Below are 22,680 nucleotides of genomic sequence, written 5' to 3'. Positions count from 1 at the left end.
GAAATTGCCCGCAGCGTGTTCAAGGCGAAGAACGTGAAGGTGGAGGAAAACCGTGGGACGGTGACGGCGCAGTCCCGCCTGGAGGCGGGTGCAGACGCGCAGGGAACGCTGTTCGGCCAGACTTTCCGCGACATGGCAAAGAACGGAAAGAGCGGTATGCCGACTATCAATTACTTCTTGGCGAGCAACTGCTTTGGCGATTACTACACACGCAAGGGGCTTGACCTGAATACCCGCGAACTTTTGACGATGGCGATTCTCGTGAACCTGGGAACGGAACCGCAACTCAAGGCGCACATCGGCGCGAACCTGAAGATTCGCACGGCCGAATACGTGGAACAGGCGATTTACAACTGCTTGCCGTATTGCGGTTATCCGCGCACGCTGAATGCGTTGCGATTGCTCAAGGAAGCGGTGGCTGAGGCGAAGGCTGGTGGCGCGACGGCTGATGCTGTAAACGCGACGGTCGCAAAAAACATGCCGGGAAAGGACTGGAGTGTGTTCCCGGTGGGTAAGCCGAACGACGCCTATGCCAAGTATTTCGTGGGCAAGAGCTATCTCGACATGATCAGCAAGGAACAGGTGGGCGTCGGGAATGTGACTTTTGAACCGGCGTGCCGCAACAACTGGCATATCCATCATGCAAAGAAGGGCGGTGGCCAGATTCTCATCGCGACGGCGGGCCGCGGCTACTATCAGGAATGGGGCAAGCCGGCGGTGGAACTGAAGCCCGGCGACGTGGTGAACATTCCGGCTGGCGTCAAGCATTGGCACGGGGCAGCTCCGGATTCCTGGTTCCAGCATTTGGCGATTGAAGTTCCCGGCGAAGGAACGAGCAACGAATGGCTTGAGCCCGTGAGCGACGAAGAATACGGGAAGTTGAAATAATGTTTGCCAGAATTCTCGCTTGTGCATTTATTGGCCTTATGACGGCAGGAACTTTTGCGGCGGCACCTGTGCCCGATGGCTTCGTGCTTATCAAGGGCGGGACATTCAACATGGGAAGCCCCGCAAACGAGGACTGGCGCGTCAACGACGAGACGCTCCACAAGGTGAAGGTCTCCGATTTTTATCTAGGCAAATACGAGGTGACGCAAAAGCTTTACCGCGAAGTGACGGGCGAAAATCCCTCCAGTTTTAAGGGTGATGACTTGCCCGTCGAAAACATCACGTGGCTCGAAGCGGCTCGTTTTTGCAACAAGTTAAGCGAACGCGACGGACGCACTCCCGTTTACGCTATCGAAGGCGATGCGGTCAGCTGGAATCGCGAGGCGAACGGCTACAGGCTCCCTACCGAAGCGGAATGGGAATACGCGGCCCGAGGCGGCACGACCACGCCGTTCTACACAAAGAAGGCTCCCGGTGCAGACGACGTGAATTTTTACGGGCATTATCCGTATCAAATCGAACAGAACTATTTCAACGACGAGGTTCTGGAAACACGTCCCGGCGTTTACCGCGGAAATACGCTCCCCGTGGGTAAGTTCAAGCCCAATCCCTTCGGGCTTTACGACATTTACGGGAACGTTGGCGAATGGTGCTTTGACTTTTACGGCGATTACGGTGTTTCTGCGGGCTCGACAAGCGTGACGGTCGACCCGGCGGGCAAACCTTCGGGCACGAGGCGCGTGCATCGCGGTGGCGGCTGGAACGATTTCGGCAAGAACCTCCGCAGCGCCTATCGCGGGGCCATGCAGCAATCCAGCAAGAGTTACAATGTGGGGCTCAGGCTTGCCATGAATGCGGGTGCAGGCGTCAAGGGAACTTTTGTGACCCAGGAAGCGGCGGGCTTTAAGGGCGAAAAGACGCAAGCGGCGGCGAACCCGAAAGGCAGTTCCCGTGCGCTGATCGTTTTCTATTCCTGGAGCGGGAATACCCGTGGCGTGGCCCGCGAAATCAAGAAGCAGACCGGTTTCGACATGGTGGAACTTGAACTCGTGAAGCCCTATTCCGACGACTACAATACCGTCTTGAAGCAGGCGCAGAACGACCAGCACAAACAGGCGCGCCCTGCCCTCAAGAAAAAGCCCGACGCAAAGAAGTGGGCCGACTACGAAACGATTATCATCGGTTACCCCAACTGGTGGGCGAGTATCCCGATGCCTATCGCGACCTTGCTCGAAAGTTACAACTTTACGGGCAAGCGGATTCTGCCGTTCTGCTCCCACGGTGGCGGGCGCTTTGGCCAGAGCATCACCGCGATTGCGAAACTTGCGCCCAACGCAAAAATCGGCGAAGGCCTTTCGGTGCATTATTCCGGCGGTTCGAGCCTCTCGAAAGACGTGGCCAAGTGGCTCGAGAAAAACGGCGTGAAGACGAAATAATGTATATTCCTTGATATGCCTATTTCAGCAAAAATCCGTATGCCGCTTGACATCGCGATGACGGTTGCGACGCTCGTGCTGATGGGCGGCAATTATTTTTTTGAATCGACTGCCGTTCACGAGATTCTGGGCGTGGTGCTGCTTGTTCTGTGGGCGGTGCACATCACGCTGAACCGGCGATTTTTCCTTTTGTTGTTCAAGGGCCGCTACAACGTATTCCGCATCTTGCAGACGGTTGTGAATTGCGGGATTCTTTTGTGCGCGATTTTCTTGATGGTGAGCGGAATCATGCTTTCGAACCATGTGTTCGCCTGGCTCGGGATTGAATCGGGCGCAAGTTTTGCCCGCACGGCACACCTGCTTGCAAGCCACTGGTATTACGTGTTCATGTCGCTCCATATCGGGCTGCATTTGAGCCTGATTGCAAACCGCTTGGGACTTGCGGGCGCTTTCAAGTCAAAGGCGGCGCTTGTCGCAACTCGCATGGTTGCCGCTCTCGTGGCGGGCTACGGAATTTACGCTTTCGCCATTCGCGGACTTTGGAAATACATGTTCCTGCAGCAGCCGTTTTTCTTCTTTGATGCGGAACGTGGCTACGCCCTCTTTTTCGTGGACTATATCACCATTGTCGTGTTGTTTGCCGTCGCGGTGCATCTCTTTAATGCAATAATTTCAAGCCGACAATCCCGGATAAAATAAGCAAAACGCAAATGGCTTTCGGGATAGAGAAATGCTCCTGAAATAGATAAACGCCCAGGGCGAACGTTCCCACCGTGCCTAGTCCTGTCCATATCGCATAGGCGGTGCCGAGCGGCAGTTTCTTTACGGCAAGCGACAAGAATACGGCGCTCAAAAGGAAACCGATTACCGTGATGACAGAAGGGACTGTTTTGGAAAAGCCCTCCGAGTATTTCATGGCGCAGGCCCAAACCACTTCGAGAACGCCCGCCACGGCAAGCATAAACCATTCCATTTCTTTACCTCCAGGAATCTTTATCTTCAAAGACCTAACGATAAAGAATGCGTGTTTCCCTGTTACCCGGTGGCAGCAGGGCGCGGTTCAAATTATGGAACAAAGATAGTTATTCCGCAAAAAAAATTCTATCTTATTCAGCGATGAGGTCCGTTAAACAAAATGTTTCTTCGATGATTGCGGTCGCGTTGTTCGCGATTCTTGCTGCCGTTGTCGAAGGTTCTTTTGTTTACGATTACGGAACCGAAATGGGGCGGGCTTCGGAATATGGCAAGGTCTCCGCCGACAATGTGCATGCCGAAAGTCCGCTGTTCCTGTTGCGGGAATCGACTGCCGAGGCCATGCAGTTTACACGCAGATCGGGCCAGCAGGTGTCCTTGCGTGCATCGCGCGGCAACGGCCTTCAAGGGGACGGCGGACGCAGTTCGGTAACGTTCAAGCAGGCTACTCCATTTCCGACTAGGATCGCGCGGCCAACTGTTTGCGCCCAATGCGGCTTCCCTTTGCCGCTAGTTTATCAGAAATCAAAAGAGTATTACGTTTATACGCTAGAGCGAATGCTCTGTTAGCAAGTTCTTTCTCCGAACACTCTGTCACAGGTAAATTGCCGCGGCCCCAACCGGGGTGCGCGATTACATTCATTTAAAAAAAAGAGAAAGAACATGGAAAACATTTCTAAAATGATGATGGCGAGAGCTGTCTTCAACAAACCCTATATCAAGACCGAAAAGAAGTTTTTCGGTTTCAAAACCAAAGTCACCTACACTAAGACGAATTCGCCCGTTGTGGGAACTTGCCTGGACTACAGCCCCACGGAGGGCCAAAAGGTCAAGGAAATTATCGAGGCTTCTCCAAGCGCCTTGGACGCGGTCGTTCAAAAAAATGGTCATCCGAAAACAGGCGACAACGGGAACTTCCGCCTGAATCTCTGCTATTCGCAGGACCGCGAATTTGCGGCACTGCACCTGCAGCAATTCTCGGGATTCGAGTACCATACCGTAGGTGAAATCCGTTTTGCCGAAGGCGATGAAGCGCATAAACTTCTCGCCGTTTTCGTGAAATAAACGGACATATCGTCAAAAAGGCTCCCTCGGAAAAAACGAGGGGGCCTCGTTGCAGCACCCGCCCCGGCCCCCCTTCGACAGGCTCAGGGACCGGGCCGGGGAACGCCCAAGGAAGGGCTAAATTTCAAAAATTATTTAGTAGGAAAATTATTTTTCTGCTGGATAATTTTCGTAACATCCGTTTTTGTAATTGGTTTGGCTCGATGAGCCGGGGAACGCCCATGAAAGCGCCTGGCCGCCAAGAGTCCTGCTTCAAATAGCAGGTAAGTCGGTGCGCCCAGAAGTAGTTGGCTTATGATGTCGGGTGGAGTAAGGAATGCGGCGAACAGCAGGATTGCCACCACCACGTAGGGGCGCTTGCTGCAGACGGTTTCGTAATTCACGATATCCGCACGGATAAGCGCGTAGGTCACCAACGGGAACTGGAACATACATCCGAATGCAAGCGAAAGCCAAAGTGCGAGTGTTACCAAGTTAGAGATGCCAAATACGGGCTGTAGGGTCGTGCTTGCAAAACTCATGCCGAACTGCACAATCAGCGGGAAGCAGACGATTAGGCAGAACGCGACACCCGCGATAAAGAGCATGCTAGTCAGCGCCACGATGGAGCGGATGAAGCGTTTCTCGTTGTCGTATAGGGCGGGAAGCACGAACTGCCACATGTTCCAGGCGATGTAGGGCGAAAACAGCACGCAGTCCAGCAGTGCAGAAATCTTGAGCTGCAGCAGGAACACTTCCATCGGGGAAAAGTAATGGAGCGTGACGCCGCCCTGCAGGGCAATTTGTTCACAGAACCAGTCCAGAACGTAGGGCGAAACAAGGAAAAGGGGCACGATGCCGATGGCAAGGGCGACAATAGAACGCAAAAGCGCCCGTCGGAGCGCTTCCAGATGCGAAATCAGCGTAGCTTCTTGATCCTGTTTGGAGGACATTAGCCTTTCTTTTCTTCTGCCTCGGCGGCTTTTTCCACAGTCTTCTGCAGGTCTTCGGCTTCTTCCTTCAGGGCGTCTTTCGCCTTCTTGTACTCGTTCTGGGCTTTGCCTAAAGAGCGAGCAAGTTCAGGAATGCGCTTTGCTCCGAACAAAAGGAGCGCCACGACCACAATCAGGATTATTTCTGGAATTCCAATGGACATTTTTTACCTGCCTTTTCCTAGAAATATAACATAATTTCTTTGTATATTTTAGGCAAAAGACAAAGGAGTTTATGATGAAGGTCATTTTATTCAACGGTAGTCGTCGCGAAAAGGGCTGCACCTATACGGCACTGAGCCTCGTGGCCGGCGAACTCAAGGCCGCAGGCATCGAGACGGAAATCTTCTTTGTGGGTGGTCGCGTGCTGAAGGGAGAAACCGACGCCGTGGTTCACGAAGCCAAGGAAATCCTTAAAACAGCCGACGCCGTCGTTTACGGCTCCCCGGTTTATTATGCATCCCCGAGTGGCGAAATGCTGATGTTCCTGGACAGGCTTTACGGCATCGCCGAAGCGGAACTGCTCTTTAAGCCGGCCGCAACGGTTGCCTCTGCCCGCCGTGCCGGCACTACCGCAACGCTCGACGCCCTGAACAAGTACCCCACCTTTGCGCAACAGCCCCTGGTGACATCTCGCTATTGGAACATGGTCCACGGTTCTAGCCCTGAAGATGTGCTGAAGGACGATGAGGGCGTGCAGGTGATGAAGGAACTGGGCCGCAACATGGCGTGGATCCTGAAGAGCATCGAAGCGGGCAAGAAGGCGGGTGTCGTGCAGCCTATTGCCGAAAAGAAAATCTTCACGAACTTTATCCGCTAGAATGGGAACGATGCGCTTGCGTTTTGCAAAGAACAAGAAACTCATGATTACGGCGATTATCTTATCTGTACTTTTTATTTTGGGAGACGTGGGCGTGTTGTTCTTATCGCAGGCGAGCTTCGGCCATATTCCGCAAGGCAAGCGCCTTGAACGCATCAAGCAGTCGCCGAATTACGATGGCAAGCAGTTTGTGAACGAGGTGGAAACTGTCACCATGACGGGAGACAGGAGCGTGTTTGCCGTGTGGAAGGATTTCCTGTTCGGCGACAAGAGTCAGACTGTTCCCGATACCGCAATGAACGTCATCAAGACGGACCTGAAGTCGCTACCGCAGGACCGCGATTGGATTGTGTGGTTCGGGCATTCCTCGTACCTGCTTAATTTATCCGGAAAGAAGGTGCTGGTGGACCCGGTTTTTTACCAGGGCTCGCCGGTGAGTTTCGTGAACAAGATGTTCAAGGGAACGGATGTTTACAAGCCTGCCGACATGCCGGATATTGACTATCTGGTAATTACGCACGACCATTGGGACCACTTGGATTACCAGGTGGTTACGGAACTGGAACCCCGCGTAAAGCGCGTGGTGACTGGCCTCGGCGTGGGCGAGCATTTTGAATACTGGAAGTATCCCGTTGAAAAACTTACGGAACTCGACTGGTGGGAATCTGTTGACCTGGGCGAAGGCTTTAACGTGACGGCGACTCCGGCAAGGCATTTTTCGGGCCGCGATCTTCACCAGAATAAGACTCTGTGGGCGTCTTTCGCGTTCAAGTCTCCTAAGCGCACTATATGGATTGGCGGTGATACGGGTTACGGCCCGCACTTCGAAAAAATCGGAAAGAAATTTACCGACATCGATTTGGCGATTCTTGAAAATGGGCAGTACGATAAGGACTGGTCGCTTATCCACACCATGCCGGAATACCTGGGCAAGGAAATGGTGGAACTGGATGCAAACCGCTACATGACGGTTCACCATTCCAAGTTCTGCCTGAGCAAGCATTCGTACACGGAACCGCTGGAAAATGCGAAACGCGCCGCCCAGGAATCGGGCAAGCCCGTGCTTATGCCGCAAATGGGCGAAGTTGTGTACTTGGAGTAAACCGCATTACCTATGTTAGCGCGTCGATGGCGATATAGTATTTTTCTATATTTGGACGCGGATGAAAAGACTTTTAGATTTTGATAGCGAGCATTTGTGGCATCCATATGCGGCGCTGAAAAATACTCCGGCCAGGTTCTTGGCAAAATCCGCTCATGGAACGACGATTGAAACAGCCGATGGTCTGAAATTAATTGATGCTGTATCGAGTTGGTGGTGCATGGCGCATGGGCATAACGCCCCTGAAATCGTTGAGGCGATTCAGAAGCAAAGCGAAAAGATGTGCCATGTGATGTTTGGCGGTTTTACGCATGAACCCGCGATTGAGTTGGGCGAAAAGTTGGTGAATTTTTTGCCCGAAGGCTTGAACAAGATTTTCTTTGCGGATTCGGGAAGCATTGCCGTGGAATGTGCCGCCAAGATGGCGGTGCAGTACCAGTATTCCCTCGGACATCCGGAACGCTGCAAGTTGGTCGCCTTGAAGGGCGGTTACCATGGAGATACCGCAGGTGCGATGGCGCTTTCTGACCCTGATGGAATGCATACGCTTTTCCGTGGAATCATGCCGCATCATTACTTTGCGGAACGTCCGAACTGCCGCTATGACGAGGCGTGGAATCCGACGGATTTCGCTTCGATGGAGCGCGTTGTCGAGGAACACAAAAGTGAAATCGCTGCCTTAATTTGCGAGCCCGTTTTCCAAGGTGGAAACGGCATGTGGCTTTACAATGCGGGTTACCTGAAATCACTCCGCGAACTTTGCGACCGTTACGGTATCTTGCTTATTTTGGATGAAATCGCTTCGGGCTTTTATCGAACGGGGCCGCGCTTTGCAATGATGCATGTGGGGATAAAGCCGGACATCATGTGCATTGGCAAGGCTCTCACGGGCGGAAGCATTACGATGGCGGCTTGTGTTGCGTCCGAGAAGGTCGCCGAAACGATTACGAACAGCAAGATTCCTGCATTCATGCATGGTCCCACCTACATGGCGAACCCGCTCGCTTGTGCCGCAGGAATTGCTTCGCTTTCGCTGTTCGAAAGTCGCGATTATGCCTCGAGCGTCAAACGGATTGAAAAACGCCTCAAGCAGAATCTGGAACCGCTTCGTTCGCTTGAAAATGCGGCGGACGTGCGTGTTCTCGGCGCTATCGGAGTCTTGGAACTGAAGGCGAAACCTTCCGCAGACGACATTCTGCGCGTGATTCGCGAAACCGGCGTGTGGCTCAGACCTTTCTGCAATTACGTGTATACGATGCCTCCGTTCATTACGACTGATTCTGAAATCGACCGCATCTGCGAAGCCATCAAGATGATTGGCGAATGTGAACCCGCGCCTGTCGTAGAAGGCGAAGACGAATTTCATGAGTAAGTGATGGATTATTATAGTTTAAAAATGCGAGCCTCGCAGCAAGTGGGTGAGGGCGAACAAAAGCGTGAGCAGCACATTTCCGGCGCCGAACGCATTGTAAATCGGGATTCTGTTGAGGCTGTTTGTACGGCGATGGTGCGTCGGGCCATGACGCATTCCAAGGGCGACCCTGATTTTATCAATGTGAAAATCGAAAAGGTTCACGAAAGCGATATCCAGATTTTAAAAGCCTTGCCGGTGACGCGCGTAGATGTTGAAACCTGGCAGGAAGGGCTGGAGAAGGCGTTTGGACTCATAAATAAAACTGTAAGTGATGGATTGCTTCTCCCCAAAGAGGATAACTCTACTAAGGCAACAAGTTGCCAAGTATCGTATAGCTTCGCTCGCAGTGACGAATACGGAGTCCTCATCAAAGATTTTGCCCAAAAACTTCCGGAACTCCTGCGAGCAACTTTCCCGATGCGTGGTGCGATGCTGTACGATATCGCGACGGGCGAGCGCCTGGAACCAGACCACGAACGCGGAGTGCGCGCAACTTATATGGATGCACTGCATTCGAGCGAAGTGGATGGCTGCAAGAATCATTTTAACGAAGCCATAGTGCTTGCGACCAAGGTGGCGAATGCCCCCGGAATGGTTGCGGAATTTTGCGTGAGCGATGACCCGAATTATGTGACGGGCTATGTCGCGAGCAAGGAACTCGGCTATGTACGCATCATGAAGATGAAGGAAATGGGCGACGAAAACGGGGGCCGCATTTTCTTGTTTGATTCGCGCAAGGCAAGTGCCGAAGAATGTATCGAGTACTTGCAGAAAAAGAAAGTGCTCGTAGAAATAGCTGACAGAACTTAGATTGTCATCCTGAGCTGAGAACCAAAGGTTCGAAGTCGAAGGATCTAGGGCAGAATAGCATGAACGAAAGAATCTTAGACTTATTTACGAAAGACGCTTTGGAAACGGCGCGTGCGAACAATACTTACCGCTCGATGCGCTTGATGGAAACGCCGGAATCGTCGTGCGTAAAAATCCGCATGTCCAATGGCGCTTCGCAGGAACAGATCCTGCTGGCTTCCAATTCTTACCTGGACTTGGCGAACGTGGACGAACTCAAGCAGGCGATGGCCCAGGTGGTTTTGGAGTGGGGGACTGGTAGCGGCGGCGCTCGCCTTACGACAGGCAACAAGACTCCGCATCAGGAATTGGAGGAATTTATCGCAAAATTCAAGGGCGAAGAATCCGCTATCACGTTCAATACGGGCTACATGGCGAATGTCGGTACGATTTCGGCTTTGTGCGGCAAGAACGACTTTGTCTTTAGCGATGAACTGAACCACGCGAGCATTATCGACGGAATTAGGTTGTCGCGAGCCAAATGCTTTGTTTACAAGCATAACGATATGGCGGATTTGGTGCGGGTTATTAAAGAGGCCAAGTCGGAACAAGATGCAAAACAAGATGCGCGGACCTTCCGCGGCCTTATCGTGACGGATGCTGTTTTCAGCATGGATGGCGACCTTGCGAATTTGCCGGAACTTCTGCGGATTGCAAAAGAAAATGATTGTCTCTTGATGATTGACGAGGCGCACGCCACGGGCGTGCTCGGCAAGACCGGGCGCGGGCTTGCCGAACACTACGGCTGTGCTCACGCCGATGTAACTATTGGCACTTTGAGCAAAGCCGTTGCCGCCGAAGGCGGCTTCGTGGCGGGTAAGCAGCAGCTGATTGATTTTCTCCGCAACAAGGCCCGCAGCTTTATTTTCACAACAGCGATGGCCCCTGCCGTTGCCGCCGCAGCCTGCAACAACTTGCGCTACATCGATGCGCATCCAGAACGCGTGCAGAACTTGCGCGATAACGTGAAATTTTTCTGCGAAGCCCTGCAACGCGAAGGCGTGAACGTAGAACTGTCTCCTTCGGCGATTGTACCGATTGTTATCGGCGACGAAGCCTGTGCGCTAAAAACATCTGCCGCGCTCCAGGATGCGGGAATACTCATTCCTGCGATTCGTTATCCGACAGTCGCCAAGGGACAAGCCCGCTTGCGCGCAAGCCTAATGGCAACGCACACGCATGAACAACTTCAATATGCCGCGTCTATAATTGCACAGGCGATAAAAGAGGATGTATGAACAAGGGTTATTTCGTTACAGCTACCGGAACTGATGTCGGCAAAACATTCATTACCGCCCTTCTCGTAAAAAAGTGGCGCGATTCCGGCATCGATGCAGGTTACTACAAGGCGGCCCTCAGCGGTGCAGAACTCCGCGACGGCAAATGGGTCGCAGGGGATGCCGATTACGTGAAACGCATTGCAAATCTCCCTGATTCGCAAGAACAACTTGTGAGCTATGTCTATAAAGAAGCGGTCTCGCCGCATCTCGCGGCCCGCAAAGAAGGCAATCCTGTAGAACTTGCGAAAGTTAAAGATGATTTTGATGCGGCCTGCGCTCGTCATGAATTCATTTTCGCCGAAGGCAGCGGCGGAATCATTTGCCCCATCCGCTACGATGACCAGAAAGTATTCCTCGTCGATATCATGAAAACGTTAGGCCTTCCGCTGCTTATTGTTACGACAGCGGCCCTCGGCTCCATTAACGCTTGCGTGCTCACCGTAGAATACGCCCGCAGTTGCGGGCTTTCCATCCGCGGGCTTATCGTGAACCGCTACGGCTCTAGCGGTAACCTCGAAATGGAAGACGACAACATCCGCATGATGCAAGACCTGACGGGGCTTGAAATCCTTGCAAAAGTAAAAAACGGCGACACCGATCTAGGTGTGCAACCGTTTTAAAAACTAAAGAAACAAATCAGTCGGCGCTACGATGCGTCGATGTCGGCAGCGATATGCAAATCAAAATCGGGGTAGGCTTCGCCGATTTCCTTGTGCAGAATGTCTAAGCCTTCTTGCGGCTTGATCTCGAAATTCATGACCACGTCAAAACGCATGATGCGATCTTCAAGGTTCACATAAAAGCCGTGGAGTTGCAACGCCCAAGGGTGCTCCTTTACCAACTTCAGCACGTTGCTGCGAATTTTGGCAGCTTCGTCATTCTTGGTGTTGTGTGAATACACGCCCACGCCCGTGAGAATCACGCCGGTTTCTTTGAGCACGCGCGCCTGTACCCTGCGGGTCAGTACGTCGACTTCTTCGACGGTCATGGTGTCGGGGAGTTCCAAGTGCACGGAACCGAGAAACTTGTTCGGACCGTAATTGTTTAGGATGACATCGTACGCTCCGCGAACTTGCGGCTCTTCGGTGAGCAACGCCTTAATTTTCTTGACCATGTCGCCATCAGCGCGTTTGCCCAGAATGTCGTCCAGGGTTTCAATCAGCATGCCGATGCCCGACTTGATGATGAAAGCGGAAATCACGAGGCCCACGTAGGCTTCAAGTGAAATGCCCGTGAGAATGAAGACGATGGCCGAGGCCAGCACCGAAAGGGAGAGAATGGCGTCGAACAGGGCGTCTGCACCCGATGCCACGAGTGCGCCCGAATTCACGCGCTCGCCCTGGCGTTTCACGAATTTGCCGAGCACGAGTTTTACCACTACCGCCGAGGCGATAATCACCAGCGAGACGGTGGAGTAGTCCGCTGCTTCGGGGTGGATGATTTTCTTGACGGATTCCACCGCCGAGGTACCGCCGGCGTAAAGCACGATTGCCGCAACTACCATTGCACTCAGGTATTCGATTCGACCGTAACCGAGCGGGTGTTTTTTGTCGGGCAACTTGTTCGAAAGTTTTGCGCCCACAATCGTAATGACCGAGGACAAAGCGTCAGAAAGGTTGTTCACAGCATCGAGCGTCACGGCGATGGAGTTGGTTGCAAAGCCGACGAAAGCCTTGAACGTCGACAGCACGATGTTTGCCGCAATGCCGATAATACTTGTCCGGACAATGACCTTTTGGCGATTTTCCGTTTCGTTCATAAAATTGAATCCTTTTTTAGCGGAATGACTTGGGCGATAAGCCAATCGTTCGCTTAAAGAAAATAGAAATAAAAGACATCTGGGACCACAAGGATCCGTGTCAGCAGCAGTCCTGGGTGCCGCAAGCCACATGGGAGTTTTTCGAGAAGTTCTAGCGGATAAATACATCTTTCTGTTGTCAATTTATCAAAACGAATTCGAATAAAGCCCTATATTAAGCGAATTTTTCAACTTATTTTATAGTAAGTAAAGTTCGTATGGGAGGCTTTATGTCGTTTTCAATTAAGGGATTTCCCTCTTTTGCAGGTTTTGTCGCGTTTTTGGGCACCCTCGCCAGTGCGGCAACGATTAACGTAGATATCGGCAAGGAATACCAGCGCATCAGCGGCTTTGGGGCTGCCTCGGCATGGGCCGGTTCCATCACCGACAAGAATGCCGCCTTTCTTTGGGACTCCACCAGTGGCGCCGGGCTTACGCTGCACCGCATCCGTATCGCCCCGGACGGCACCACATCTGAAACGAGTATCGCAAAAAAGGCGAGTGAATACGGCGTCAAAGTCTGGGCAGCCCCGTGGACATCTAGATACACCATAAATTACGACGGTGACAAAAAGCACCTGGATTTCAATCACGCTCAGGACTGGGCCAACACCATCTTGAAGTTTACGCAAGACATGCGGAAGGCTGGCGTTAATCTATATGCAATTTCGTCGCAAAACGAGCCCGACGGCACCGGTGACAACCACTACGAACCCGATGAATTGGCACGTTGGGTCGGCGACTACCTTGGCCCCACCCTCGATACCACGGGCATCAAAATTATTGGCACCGAAGCTATCAACTGGTATGGATTCCCCAATTACAAAAAAGCTTTCTTCAACAACCCTGCCGCCTTGAAATACACCGATATTTTTGGGACGCACGAATACGGCGGAGACCCGGCGGCTTATCCCGAAATCCACGAAGCCGGCAAGGAATTCTGGGAAACCGAAGTCTATGATCTTGGAAGTAACAAGGAAGACGTGGGCATGGGAAGCGCGCTCCGCGTTGCAGGCGTAATCCACGATGCCCTTACTATTGCGAACATGAACGCCTGGCATTTTTGGTGGATTTATTCCTGTAGCGAACCCAGCTGTGGTAATGGAGCGCTTTGGCCGCAAGGACAAGGCAACCCCGATAACGTGGAGCCCTCCAAGCGACTCTGGGTCATGGGAAACTACAGCCGCTTTGCACGACCCGGCTCCTGGAGAATCGACGCCACCAAGAATCCGGAAGCAAACGTAAAGGTCACCGCCTACCGCGACTCCCTCAAGACGAAAATCGCAGTCGTCATTCTCAATTCCAAAAACGAGGAATTCAAGGCGGACTTTGATTTCGGAAACACAAAAATTGGAAGTTTTAAACCCTATGTCACCGACGACAATAGTAACCTCAAGGAAGGTAGCGAAGTCAAGGTTGATGGTACAAAGTGCAGCTTCAGCGTTCCGGCCCGCAGTGCAACGACCATCGAATTCGTTCTGTGGCAGGAGCCAAAGGTTGAACCGCCCGCAGATTCTACAGAGGCTATCGCCTTCGGACTTTCTGCTCCCCAAAGCATTCAAAGCACATATAAGGTGTTTAGCCTGCTTGGAGCATTTGTCGGCGAATTCCAGGCCGGACATATCGGCGAACTCCGCAACGCCATGACAAACGCAGGCTTAAGCCACGGTGTGTATATGGTCAAATGCGGCAATGCGAAAACGCAACATATGGTGTTGAGATAAGCAAAAAAAATTTCAAAATGCAAGAGCTTAGCAATTGCTTTGTGATCTTAAGGTGTGCTTGATTCGGAAAAGATTATGCTGATGTCGTTTCGCTGGCAAGTTCTGCCTGCAATTTGCGAACATCATTCTCGGAAAGCTTGGTCACACGGGCTATTTTCTCGATGGAATCGCCTTCGGCGAGCATAGCGATGGCGACTTCATTGCGTTCGTCATCCTTTCCTTGCAGGTACGAGCCCTGTTTTTCATAAAGCATGTCCGTCATTCCGTCAACCTCGTTCAGAAGGGTTTCGTCCGTGTACCCCTTAAAAGATACATCATTAGCGAAGTCCTTGTCAAGGAGCCGTTTTAGTTTTTCTTCGGGGATATCCTTGTCTTCAAGAATATCGCGGAAAATTCGCAGCATTTCGGCCCTGTCGGACTGTTCGCGTCTCTCGGGCGGGGTGCGATCTTCGATTGCGAAGAATTTCTCCAGTTCGACAAGGAAGATGTCCAACTTGCTGTAGAACAGACGATGGTTCCGCACGAGTTGGGCGTGGTGGAGATAGGTGTCACGCTCCCTCGGGAATTGGTTCTCGGTCAGGATAGAGAGCACGTAGATATGTGGCAGGTTGTAATCTTGAGCCTTCTTGACCGTTCGCGAGATGACGCGGGCGGTGTAGTAGATGAGCCTGTCAACGAAAAGAGTGTTGAAATTCTGTTGGACCTCGATTAGCACGGGCTCGTCGGCCTGCGTGGTTCCGTAGATATCGAAGATGGCAGTCTTGTCGTTAAGTACCCCAGGATTCTCTGGAACTCCCAAGGTATATGTTTTTATGGCTTTGTCTCCAGTAAGTCCGAGCATTGCATTCAGAAATTTCACAGTTCGTTCAGGTTTCGCCTCGTTGGCCATGAGCATCTTGAAAATGCCGTCGCTGAACGGATAAACGTTCTTGTAAATCTTTCTGTAGTCTGCCAGGTGTTCGGGATGTTCGTGTACGTCCTTCGCCATAGCGATGAATTCGCTTCTATTCATATTTACCTCCGGCCGCCTACATGCAAAAAAGACGGCGCTTTTAGCGTTTTTTTTGCAAATATACATTCCTACGATGTCAGAATATGACATTTTGAGACTTTACGGGAAATTTTTATTTGAAACTTGTCCAAAATGACGCAAAAAATGCAAATCAATTAATCTTGAAATCACAAATGTGATTTCAAGTTGGGTTTGGGGAAGATTTTCGTGGAAAAGATAAGTACTAGCCAAATTAGGCCGAAAAATGTTATATTGCCATTAAGCAATATGATGTACCCCTTCATGATATTAGACGATAATGCAGAAATTGTCCATTCCGAAATGGGCAAGGATGGCCGTGTCAAGGTGTACATTGAAAAGCCCGATGCAAAAGACGGCTTTCATCGGGCAACATGCTATTTACCCACATGTACTTGGGAAGACATATTCGGTTTTTCAGATGAGGAAATCGATCGCTACAAGAAGGTGATTGAATCTACGGCTCATTTAATAATGGAATTTTCTCAGAAAGGTGGGTTTAGTAATGCCGCTCAGAAAGTTGAAAACGGCATGGATGCTCTATGGGTTTCTGGTAAGTGGAACAATGAAAAGAATGAAGAAATACTAAAAGAGCATCTGCGAACGCCTTACAAGGGAAAGGTTCCCTGATTTGTGAAACGGAGTCTCTCAAATCATAGAAAGCGAACGTTCTCGCACATCTTTTCAATTTCATCAAAAAAACGTTTGGTGGCGTCTGCATTTGCCTTGCGAGCGTCCTCGGCGGCTTCCCTCATAATTTGGGCAAGCATTTCATCGGTCGGCTCTTCCAAGTCCGTCAATCTGTAAGAATCAATGCTTTTTGTCGTTATCATAGGGGTTCCTTGATGCCGTAATACTCCTAATATAGTTTTTTAGGGGTAAAAACACAAGTTTTTGGTCGTTTTGGTTTTGAAAAGGGGCGTTATAACAGCGCCCAAGGGGAATTGTATGGGCGTTCCCGCACATATATGTGCGGTCGGGCTATATTGCAAGGCGCCCCGTGCGCACCTGTGGCACGCCCGCGTCGCTCTTGCAACGGCGCCACAGCGCCGCCCCAAGGGGTCACTATCTCCCCTAAAGGGGACCATAGCCACTAAGCAGTAAAACTGCAAGTGGCTGGAGGCCTAACGCAAAGGCTTTAGTTAAATCCCGATGCTGTCTAGGTATTCAAGCATCATTGCGGGCGAAAAAATTTGGGGGTAATCTAGATTTGCTTCGAGAAAATCCCTGTCTCCTGTAAGTATTACATCGACATTGTGTGCCATGGCGTCGCTTAACACGGGGTTGTCTTTTGGATTTCGCAGAAGTGCACCTATTGTATCGGAACTTGAACAAAATGAAAATGGCAAAGTTCAATACAATGCGTAAACTTTTGAAGCCTTGTCGGGCCATTTTTTCGTTCAACTTGTCGTGAAATTCCTTGTTGACGTAATCCGAAACCAGAAGTTCGAAATCGGATTCGAACAATTTTTCAAGAAGTTGCCTCGCTTTGCTTTCAAAGACAAAAGCGGATATCAGGACATTTGTGTCAAGCAAGATTTTCATCAGGCGGTTCGGGTTCGTCTGAAGTTGGCCATGTCAGCAAGCATCTCCTGCTCGTTTTTCCAGCCCTTGTCATCGGCAAAAAGTCCCTGAATCTGTTTCAAGGTTGCCTTTGCCGCTTTTTTGCGTGAAGCCGAGAGAAAACGGACATAATCCAAGGCCGAACGCAAATCTTCCTCGGTAAGCGTTTCGATGATTTCAGAAAATTCGGCAGCCATTGCAGCCATAGGGAACCTCTTTCCTTAATATAAAAAAACAAGCTGTAAAAGCAACTTGGAAAAACTACTCCGAAAGGTAGGCCTTGCGAAGAATGTCACGGGCAATCATCGGTTTTATGTAGGTTGCCATATATTGTCCTTTTCTTTCGTAAAGATACTTTTTGTGGGGTGCATTGCGCAAATGGGGGTGGCAAACAATCAAAATTCTAAGAAAATTTTAAGAACAGATGTATTGTTTGCTAATTTTTATGTATATTTTCTTTCGTATGATTTCGATGGGTAAAAGAAAAATGGAAAAAATGGGCTCAAAAGTGGCTCGCTCTAGTTCGTTACCCCCCCCAGCGTAAAATTTAGTTTACAATATAGTTTCGGTAGTGGCGATTTCCAAAGAGGAAACCGCCTTTTGGACGTTTGTATCCCGTCAAGGGTATTACGGACGCAGAAATGTGCGGGGACAACTCTTTTCAGTTCAATTTAACAGCAGGTGTTTTATGGGACTTTTTGGTTTTGGCAATAATGCGTCTAAGGTGAATGAAGGCGGCTTTATGGACGCTATCCGGTGCGACGAACCGTCGTATCTTATTTGGAAGTGGCGTCCTGCGGGGCAGGAAGCGAATACCACAAAAAAAGAGAATGCCATTCGGTATGGTTCCACCGTTCGCGTCAAAGATGGTGAAGTCGCTGTATTTGTATATAATCAAAAAGACGGAACGCAGCAGGATTTTATCGAAGGTCCGTTTGACAAGAAAATTGAAACGGCGAACTTCCCTGTACTTGCAAGTATTGTTGGCTTGGCGTTTGGCGGGGCTTCTCCTTTCCAGGCCGAAGTCTACTATATCAATCTTGCTGGCATCATCCAGATTAAGTTCGCGATTCCGTATTTTGATGTGTTTGATCCGCGTCAACCCGATTTAGGCGTTCCCGTTGCGGTCCGCGGAACGATGAGCTTTAAGATTGCGGACTATCGTGAATTTATCAAGCTGCATCGCCTTGTGAATTTTGATTTGGACGCGTTCCAAAAGCAAATTAAGGATGCTTGCGTTAAGTATGTCAAAGATACCGTTATCAATATCGTTGATAATATTCCGCTCGTTCAAATTGAAAAGAAAATAATGGCAGTGAGTGATGCCATAGAAGAACGCCTCAAGAAGCGTTTGCAGAGTGAATTCGGTGTTGTTGTTTCTTCTGTAGATATTGCTACGATAGAGGTGGATAAGACGAGTGATGCTTATGTGACCCTTAAGAGTGTTACGCAGGATATTCAGATTCAATTTACCAAAACACAGGCGAATGTGAATTTGGATACGATGAAGGCGCAGAGCGCTGTGAATATCCAGAATATGCAGGATATGCAGCGTATCAATGCCGAAAATATGGAGGAATCGCTCCGTATTCAGCGAGAAGAAGCCCAGCGTGCGCAGAAATTGCAGACTGAAGGTGCAAATTTTATGGCTCATCAGCTAAATCAGCAGACCAAGGTTGCTTTGGCTGGCACAGACGCCTTGGGACAACTCGGGGCAAATGGCGGAATGAATATGGGCGGAAACGGCGCTTTCAATCCTGGTGCAATGATGGCTAGCATGGCTGTTGGTGGTGCCGTTGGTCAGAATATGGCGGGAATGATGAATAATATGATGGGTGGAATACAGGGTGTTCCCGGTATGACTCCCAATATGGCTCCTCCGCCTCCGCCCATGCCTCCGCAGATTCAGTTCAATGTGGTTGTCAATGGCCAGTCTGCAGGACCTTTTGATATGAATGCTTTGCAGCAGATGATTGCTGCGGGGACTTTGACCAAGGATACTCTGGTGTGGAAAGTGGGGATGCCTGCTTGGGCTGCGGCCTCAACTGTGCCGGAGCTCGCGTCTTTATTCACACCAGCTGTTCCCCCGGTACCTCCGGTTCCGGGAAATCCCGGCGTGCCGCCTGTTCCGCCTTCATTGTAGGAGAAAAGTATGAGTGACAACAGTTTCTTTTCGATGGATCGTCTTGTAGAGTTTGGTCTTGGTATGGCCGTAGCTCAGCAGATGACGAATGCCATGAATCAGACGCTTTGCCAAATGCAGACTCCGACTGCGTCAATGCCTCAAAATGTGGTGTTGAATTCGGTAAATAACGGTGTCTACTATGTTGTCTTGGATGGAAAACAGGCGGGGCCATTTTCTCAGAGTGAACTTTCTAGACTCATAAATGAGAAAAAGGTGACTAAGGATACCTTGGTGTGGAAACCGGGGATGCGAGAATGGCTGACGGCAGAGAATATTCCAGATGTTCTTAAGTTGGTTGCGTTAATGCCGCCGGAAATTCCGCAAATGGCAAAGTAGGAACGAACTATGAAACCGAACTGGTTTATGATTTTGCTTTCTTTGGGAATGTCCGCTCTTGCCGGATATGGCCTGTATTCCATGAATGCCGATAACGATAATGTATGGTTGATTACCATAATGGGGGGAATAACGATTTATTCTTCCCTTGTGGGCGTTTCTGGCTTTCGTTTTGAAAGGGAAGGGCATTCTGTTAATATTCGGCTTATGTCATCACTCTTTTTGATTGCGTTTATAGTCGATAATCTTGTTTTCTCTATTGTTGGACTCTATGTAGCTCCATACATCGTCTTGACAGGCTTGTTGTTGTTTGTGTACGCAGGCGTTGCTTACAAGATGATTAACACAAAGGTTTAACTCGAAAAAAAGGAAATATATGCCGTTTTGCCAAAAATGCGGAAATAGGTTGGAAGAAGGAATGGCGTTCTGTTCCAAATGTGGAACAGCGACCGAATGGGCTGGCACAGCAAATAAGCCTGAAGAATATGCTAAAAGAGAGCAAGTATTTGTTGGTAAAATAAAGAAATGTCCACAATGTGGATGTCCGCTTTCTAGTGAGGCTGTTGTTTGTCCTGAATGTGGACATGAATTGGGGGTTAATACAATATCGAAGGAATTGACAGAATTCAAAGATAGCATTAGTAAATTGGAAACCCATGCTTTGACAAGCGAAAAAGTTGCGATACTATTAAAAAGTACAATTACAAATTTTTCTGTTCCACATACCAAAGGTGATTTAAGGGACTTATTGGTTTTTGTATCTGGCAAAGTGAAAAATGAGACTACAAATATCGAATGGCTTGCAATTTGGAATGCCAAATTAAAGCAAATTGTTGATGAGGTCAGCCTTCTTTTTGCTAATGATAAAGATTTTCTTGCTCCGTTTCTAAAACAAAAGCAAGATTGCGATGCAATATTTTTTGAAAGACAAAGGTCTGAGAAAAATATTTTGACTAAAATAAAAAAAGTAAAATTGGGAAAGAAAGGAATAATTGGTATTGTATGCTGTATATTATTTCTACCAATATTTATAAAGTCGTGTAACGAGGCTTTTAGACAAGTTGAAGCTGAAGCAAATGCGAAAATAAATGCCCAAACAAAAGAAATTCAAGATAAAGGGCGTGGCGCTCAAGAAGATGGTGCTTCTGAAAAAGATGATGTAGAAAACTATGAGAAAAAAGAATTCAAGTCTGTTAAAATAGGAAAGCAAGTGTGGGCTGCTGAAAATTTGGCTGTAAAAACGGATGAAAGTGGCTGCTATGAAAATAAAATTGAAAACTGCAAAAAATATGGACGCTTATATAGTTGGAAGTCTGCTAGAAAGGCCTGCCCTGAAGGATGGACTTTGCCCACGATGGATGATATTCGTTCATTGACATCCTATATGATGGAGAAAGGGAGTTCGCAAGAATCTCTTGGAACAGATTTGAAAAGTTCGGATGGATGGAATAAAAATAAAGGAACTCCCAAGGGAAATAATAAATACAAATTCAATGCTTTGCCAGGTGGAGAATGTAATATTTTCCATGATTATTCCAAAGATTTAGGTCTTTGCACTCTGTTGGAAGATGTTGCATTGTTTTGGACGGCTACTAGTATTGATGATATGAGGGCTGCTGGAGTACGGCTTGATTATGATAAGACAATATTTAATGGAGATGTTCATTTTAAAGATCATTTACTTGCAGTTCGCTGCATCAAGGAGTAAAGAATGGCTAATTCAATTGATGAAGAATTAAATCGTATTCTACAAGAGGAACAGAAAAAGAAAGAATTGGACAGACTCTCAAATGGAATTGTTAATGCTCCTCCAAAGTCAAGGATGACAGCCTTCGTTTTGTCATTGCTTTTAGGCTGGCTCGGAGTGGATAGATTTTATTTGGGGTATACTGGTTTGGGGCTTTTGAAACTATGTACATTTGGAGGTTTTTGCATATGGTGGTTTATTGACGCCTTGCTAATACTCTTTAACTCTTTGCGTCCTGCGAATGGTGCTCCCTATGTCGAAGATTCTAGTAATAGTCCGTTAAATAAACTTTTTAAATAAGAGAGAGGAAATGTAGAAATGGGAATGCTTGAAGAACTCGAAAAACTCCATAGCTCTATGAAAAAAGCGGCAATGGAAAAGAAAATAAAAGAGAGCGTGTCGCAGATATCTGATGAAAAGTACTATAGTGAAACGATTTCTGGATTTACAGATTTTCTTTCGTCAGATATTGTTGAAACTGCAAGAAAAAAAATTATTGGTGTTTATAATGAGAGGATGGAAATCCTTCAGGAAATCGCAAAGTTAAAGCGTAGAAAAAGGGCTTTCTTTTCTTGTGGTTGCTTATCTATTGGTGTGTTCCTCATAGCTGCATTAGTAAGTTATTTAGCCGAAAGCTTCTACGCTGCGCCTGTTGTTTTGTTTATAGTTTTGGCTCTTGCTAATATAGTGGGGATGATTTTTTCATCAAAAATTAAGGGGCTTCAAGAGGAGTTGCTGGAAAAATACGCAACGATTGATTTAGGAAGGATCCCCGAAGGCTTGTCTTCAAAATTTGGTGAGGTCGCAAAGGCGTGGACAGATGTTAACGCTTCTGATATTATTTATCAGGTGCTGAGTGAAAATGAAATCGAAGATCGTGTTAGAGAAAGAACAAGTGCTGCCGCTAGCATTGACAGGAAAAAATTAAGCAAGGAACCGTTTACTGATCTCTTTGTCAATACGTCATGTTCTCCAATTATTTTCAAATCTGCGGGTAACGGATTTGTCTTTATGTATCCAGGACTAGTTGTAATGGCATATGATAATCCAAATTTTGAATTAAATCGGATTAGGGTTGATTCTTGGAGTGAATGCTCTTTGCATTGGAATACACAAAAATTTATAGAACCTGATTATGTTCCCCAAGATGCTAAGATTATAGATTATACATTTAAGTATGCAAATCTTGATGGTTCAAGAGACTTGCGGTATAAGGATAATGAAATGATTCCTATAGTGAAGTATAACGATGTATCGATTACTGTAGCGAACAATAGCATGACTTATCATATAAGCAATGAAAATCTTGTTCAGCAGTTCTTTGAAAAAGCGAAAGTTTTAGTCGAATGAATTGAAGTTTTGTTCTTGGATTAAGTTAATTGAAAAACAAAAACAGATGCTCTGCTTGGAACATCTGTTTTTTTGCTATAGGAGATTCCCGCCTTCGCGGGAATGACAAATGCATGCCTCGATCCTTCGACTTCGCACCTTACGGTGCTC

The 22,680-nt window shown here is 48.6% G+C and carries 27 protein-coding genes; 19 read left to right on the top strand and 8 right to left on the bottom strand.

The genetic code is table 11. The features are described 5' to 3' along the window. The first annotated feature begins 132 nt into the window (after positions 1 to 132). The 3 genes from BUC02_RS16695 to BUC02_RS01330 are packed head-to-tail and all read left to right on the top strand — an operon-like array spanning position 133 to position 3,023. On the top strand, positions 133 to 888 hold the full coding sequence (locus BUC02_RS16695; protein ID WP_371340934.1) for a carboxymuconolactone decarboxylase family protein: 756 nt from the start codon (positions 133 to 135) through the stop codon (positions 886 to 888). After that, positions 888 to 2,324: a flavodoxin gene (locus tag BUC02_RS01335; protein WP_073317603.1), complete on the top strand. Its 1,437-nt coding sequence runs from the start codon at positions 888 to 890 to the stop codon at positions 2,322 to 2,324. Before BUC02_RS16695 ends, BUC02_RS01335 begins: the two co-directional genes overlap by 1 nt. A 15-nt stretch (positions 2,325 to 2,339) precedes the next feature. Then, positions 2,340 to 3,023 (top strand): DUF4405 domain-containing protein, encoded by a 684-nt coding sequence (locus tag BUC02_RS01330; RefSeq protein WP_073317600.1) that lies wholly within the window; start codon positions 2,340 to 2,342, stop codon positions 3,021 to 3,023. Here BUC02_RS01330 and BUC02_RS01325 read toward each other — a convergent pair. Continuing rightward, on the bottom strand, positions 2,983 to 3,297 hold the full coding sequence (locus tag BUC02_RS01325; protein WP_073318870.1) for a DMT family transporter: 315 nt from the start codon (positions 3,295 to 3,297) through the stop codon (positions 2,983 to 2,985). The genes BUC02_RS01330 and BUC02_RS01325 overlap by 41 nt on opposite strands. Positions 3,298 to 3,440: 143 nt before the next feature. On the opposite strand from BUC02_RS01325, the gene BUC02_RS01320 reads away from it, so the two are divergent. Further along, entirely contained in the window at positions 3,441 to 3,866 is a 426-nt protein-coding gene (locus tag BUC02_RS01320; protein WP_073317598.1) for a hypothetical protein, read from the top strand. A gap of 93 nt (positions 3,867 to 3,959) precedes the next feature. After that, the gene (locus BUC02_RS01315) at positions 3,960 to 4,361 is read left to right on the top strand and encodes a hypothetical protein (RefSeq protein WP_073317595.1); all 402 of its coding nucleotides are present in this window, start codon (positions 3,960 to 3,962) and stop codon (positions 4,359 to 4,361) included. Positions 4,362 to 4,492: 131 nt separating this feature from the next. On the opposite strand, the gene tatC is transcribed toward BUC02_RS01315, so the two are convergent. After that, complete coding sequence (gene tatC / locus BUC02_RS01310) at positions 4,493 to 5,293, bottom strand: twin-arginine translocase subunit TatC (RefSeq protein ID WP_073317592.1); 801 nt, start codon at positions 5,291 to 5,293, stop codon at positions 4,493 to 4,495. Next, entirely contained in the window at positions 5,293 to 5,496 is a 204-nt protein-coding gene (tatA, locus tag BUC02_RS01305; RefSeq protein ID WP_073317589.1) for a twin-arginine translocase TatA/TatE family subunit, read from the bottom strand. The genes tatC and tatA overlap by 1 nt, the downstream gene beginning before the upstream one ends. A 74-nt stretch (positions 5,497 to 5,570) precedes the next feature. Between tatA and BUC02_RS01300 the strand changes: the two genes are divergently transcribed. The 6 genes from BUC02_RS01300 (at position 5,571) to bioD (ending at position 11,417) form a co-directional block, all read left to right on the top strand. Beyond that, positions 5,571 to 6,152, top strand: a complete 582-nt coding sequence (locus BUC02_RS01300; RefSeq protein WP_073318867.1) for a flavodoxin family protein — start codon at positions 5,571 to 5,573, stop codon at positions 6,150 to 6,152. Position 6,153: 1 nt separating this feature from the next. After that, a complete protein-coding gene (locus tag BUC02_RS01295; RefSeq protein WP_175549776.1) occupies positions 6,154 to 7,254 on the top strand; it encodes an MBL fold metallo-hydrolase in 1,101 nt (366 codons plus the stop codon). 61 nt (positions 7,255 to 7,315) lie between these two features. Next, positions 7,316 to 8,626, top strand: a complete 1,311-nt coding sequence (gene bioA / locus BUC02_RS01290) for an adenosylmethionine--8-amino-7-oxononanoate transaminase (protein ID WP_073317585.1) — start codon at positions 7,316 to 7,318, stop codon at positions 8,624 to 8,626. Positions 8,627 to 8,629: 3 nt separating this feature from the next. Continuing rightward, positions 8,630 to 9,478 (top strand): 6-carboxyhexanoate--CoA ligase, encoded by an 849-nt coding sequence (locus tag BUC02_RS01285; RefSeq protein WP_073317582.1) that lies wholly within the window; start codon positions 8,630 to 8,632, stop codon positions 9,476 to 9,478. 59 nt (positions 9,479 to 9,537) lie between these two features. Next, positions 9,538 to 10,755 carry an 8-amino-7-oxononanoate synthase gene (gene bioF / locus BUC02_RS01280; protein ID WP_073317579.1) on the top strand — a complete coding sequence of 406 codons (1,218 nt, stop codon included), beginning with the start codon at positions 9,538 to 9,540 and terminating at the stop codon, positions 10,753 to 10,755. After that, the gene (bioD, locus tag BUC02_RS01275) at positions 10,752 to 11,417 is read left to right on the top strand and encodes a dethiobiotin synthase (protein ID WP_073317576.1); all 666 of its coding nucleotides are present in this window, start codon (positions 10,752 to 10,754) and stop codon (positions 11,415 to 11,417) included. Before bioF ends, bioD begins: the two co-directional genes overlap by 4 nt. Positions 11,418 to 11,443: 26 nt before the next feature. Here bioD and BUC02_RS01270 read toward each other — a convergent pair whose 3' ends face one another. After that, positions 11,444 to 12,556 (bottom strand): cation diffusion facilitator family transporter, encoded by a 1,113-nt coding sequence (locus BUC02_RS01270; protein ID WP_073317572.1) that lies wholly within the window; start codon positions 12,554 to 12,556, stop codon positions 11,444 to 11,446. A gap of 269 nt (positions 12,557 to 12,825) precedes the next feature. Here BUC02_RS01270 and BUC02_RS01265 point away from each other — a divergent pair, with 269 nt between their 5' ends. Further along, a complete protein-coding gene (locus tag BUC02_RS01265) occupies positions 12,826 to 14,319 on the top strand; it encodes a glycoside hydrolase (protein WP_073318861.1) in 1,494 nt (497 codons plus the stop codon). A 73-nt stretch (positions 14,320 to 14,392) separates the two neighbouring features. Here BUC02_RS01265 and BUC02_RS01260 read toward each other — a convergent pair whose 3' ends face one another. Beyond that, a complete protein-coding gene (locus BUC02_RS01260) occupies positions 14,393 to 15,331 on the bottom strand; it encodes a PD-(D/E)XK nuclease family transposase (RefSeq protein ID WP_073317569.1) in 939 nt (312 codons plus the stop codon). Between the two features lie 207 nt (positions 15,332 to 15,538). On the opposite strand from BUC02_RS01260, the gene BUC02_RS16385 reads away from it, so the two are divergent. Beyond that, positions 15,539 to 15,979 carry a hypothetical protein gene (locus BUC02_RS16385; RefSeq protein WP_217653065.1) on the top strand — a complete coding sequence of 147 codons (441 nt, stop codon included), beginning with the start codon at positions 15,539 to 15,541 and terminating at the stop codon, positions 15,977 to 15,979. Between the two features lie 23 nt (positions 15,980 to 16,002). On the opposite strand, the gene BUC02_RS01250 is transcribed toward BUC02_RS16385, so the two are convergent. The 3 genes from BUC02_RS01250 to BUC02_RS01240 form a co-directional block, all read right to left on the bottom strand. Then, positions 16,003 to 16,182, bottom strand: coding sequence for a hypothetical protein (locus BUC02_RS01250; RefSeq protein WP_073317566.1), 180 nt, complete (start codon positions 16,180 to 16,182; stop codon positions 16,003 to 16,005). A gap of 334 nt (positions 16,183 to 16,516) precedes the next feature. Continuing rightward, entirely contained in the window at positions 16,517 to 16,894 is a 378-nt protein-coding gene (locus BUC02_RS16690) for a PIN domain-containing protein (protein ID WP_073317563.1), read from the bottom strand. Next, positions 16,894 to 17,118: a hypothetical protein gene (locus BUC02_RS01240; RefSeq protein ID WP_073317560.1), complete on the bottom strand. Its 225-nt coding sequence runs from the start codon at positions 17,116 to 17,118 to the stop codon at positions 16,894 to 16,896. Before BUC02_RS01240 ends, BUC02_RS16690 begins: the two co-directional genes overlap by 1 nt. 482 nt (positions 17,119 to 17,600) lie before the next feature. On the opposite strand from BUC02_RS01240, the gene BUC02_RS01230 reads away from it, so the two are divergent. From BUC02_RS01230 to BUC02_RS01205, 6 genes are read left to right on the top strand one after another with little or no spacing between them, the layout of a single operon-like run. Continuing rightward, positions 17,601 to 19,055, top strand: coding sequence for an SPFH domain-containing protein (locus BUC02_RS01230; RefSeq protein ID WP_073318858.1), 1,455 nt, complete (start codon positions 17,601 to 17,603; stop codon positions 19,053 to 19,055). A 9-nt stretch (positions 19,056 to 19,064) separates the two neighbouring features. Further along, complete coding sequence (locus BUC02_RS01225; RefSeq protein WP_073317554.1) at positions 19,065 to 19,433, top strand: DUF4339 domain-containing protein; 369 nt, start codon at positions 19,065 to 19,067, stop codon at positions 19,431 to 19,433. Between the two features lie 9 nt (positions 19,434 to 19,442). Then, entirely contained in the window at positions 19,443 to 19,790 is a 348-nt protein-coding gene (locus BUC02_RS01220) for a hypothetical protein (RefSeq protein ID WP_073317551.1), read from the top strand. A gap of 19 nt (positions 19,791 to 19,809) precedes the next feature. Next, positions 19,810 to 21,141, top strand: coding sequence for an FISUMP domain-containing protein (locus BUC02_RS01215; protein ID WP_073317548.1), 1,332 nt, complete (start codon positions 19,810 to 19,812; stop codon positions 21,139 to 21,141). 3 nt (positions 21,142 to 21,144) lie between these two features. Beyond that, positions 21,145 to 21,480: a TM2 domain-containing protein gene (locus tag BUC02_RS01210; protein WP_083564334.1), complete on the top strand. Its 336-nt coding sequence runs from the start codon at positions 21,145 to 21,147 to the stop codon at positions 21,478 to 21,480. A 24-nt stretch (positions 21,481 to 21,504) separates the two neighbouring features. Next, the gene (locus BUC02_RS01205; protein WP_139260953.1) at positions 21,505 to 22,530 is read left to right on the top strand and encodes a hypothetical protein; all 1,026 of its coding nucleotides are present in this window, start codon (positions 21,505 to 21,507) and stop codon (positions 22,528 to 22,530) included. The last annotated feature ends 150 nt before the right edge of the window (positions 22,531 to 22,680 follow it).

The organism is Fibrobacter sp. UWOV1 (genome assembly GCF_900142495.1).
Lineage (GTDB): Bacteria > Fibrobacterota > Fibrobacteria > Fibrobacterales > Fibrobacteraceae > Fibrobacter.
The sequence above is the reverse complement of the archived record's forward strand: the minus strand, read 5'-3'. Positions and strand labels throughout refer to the sequence as shown.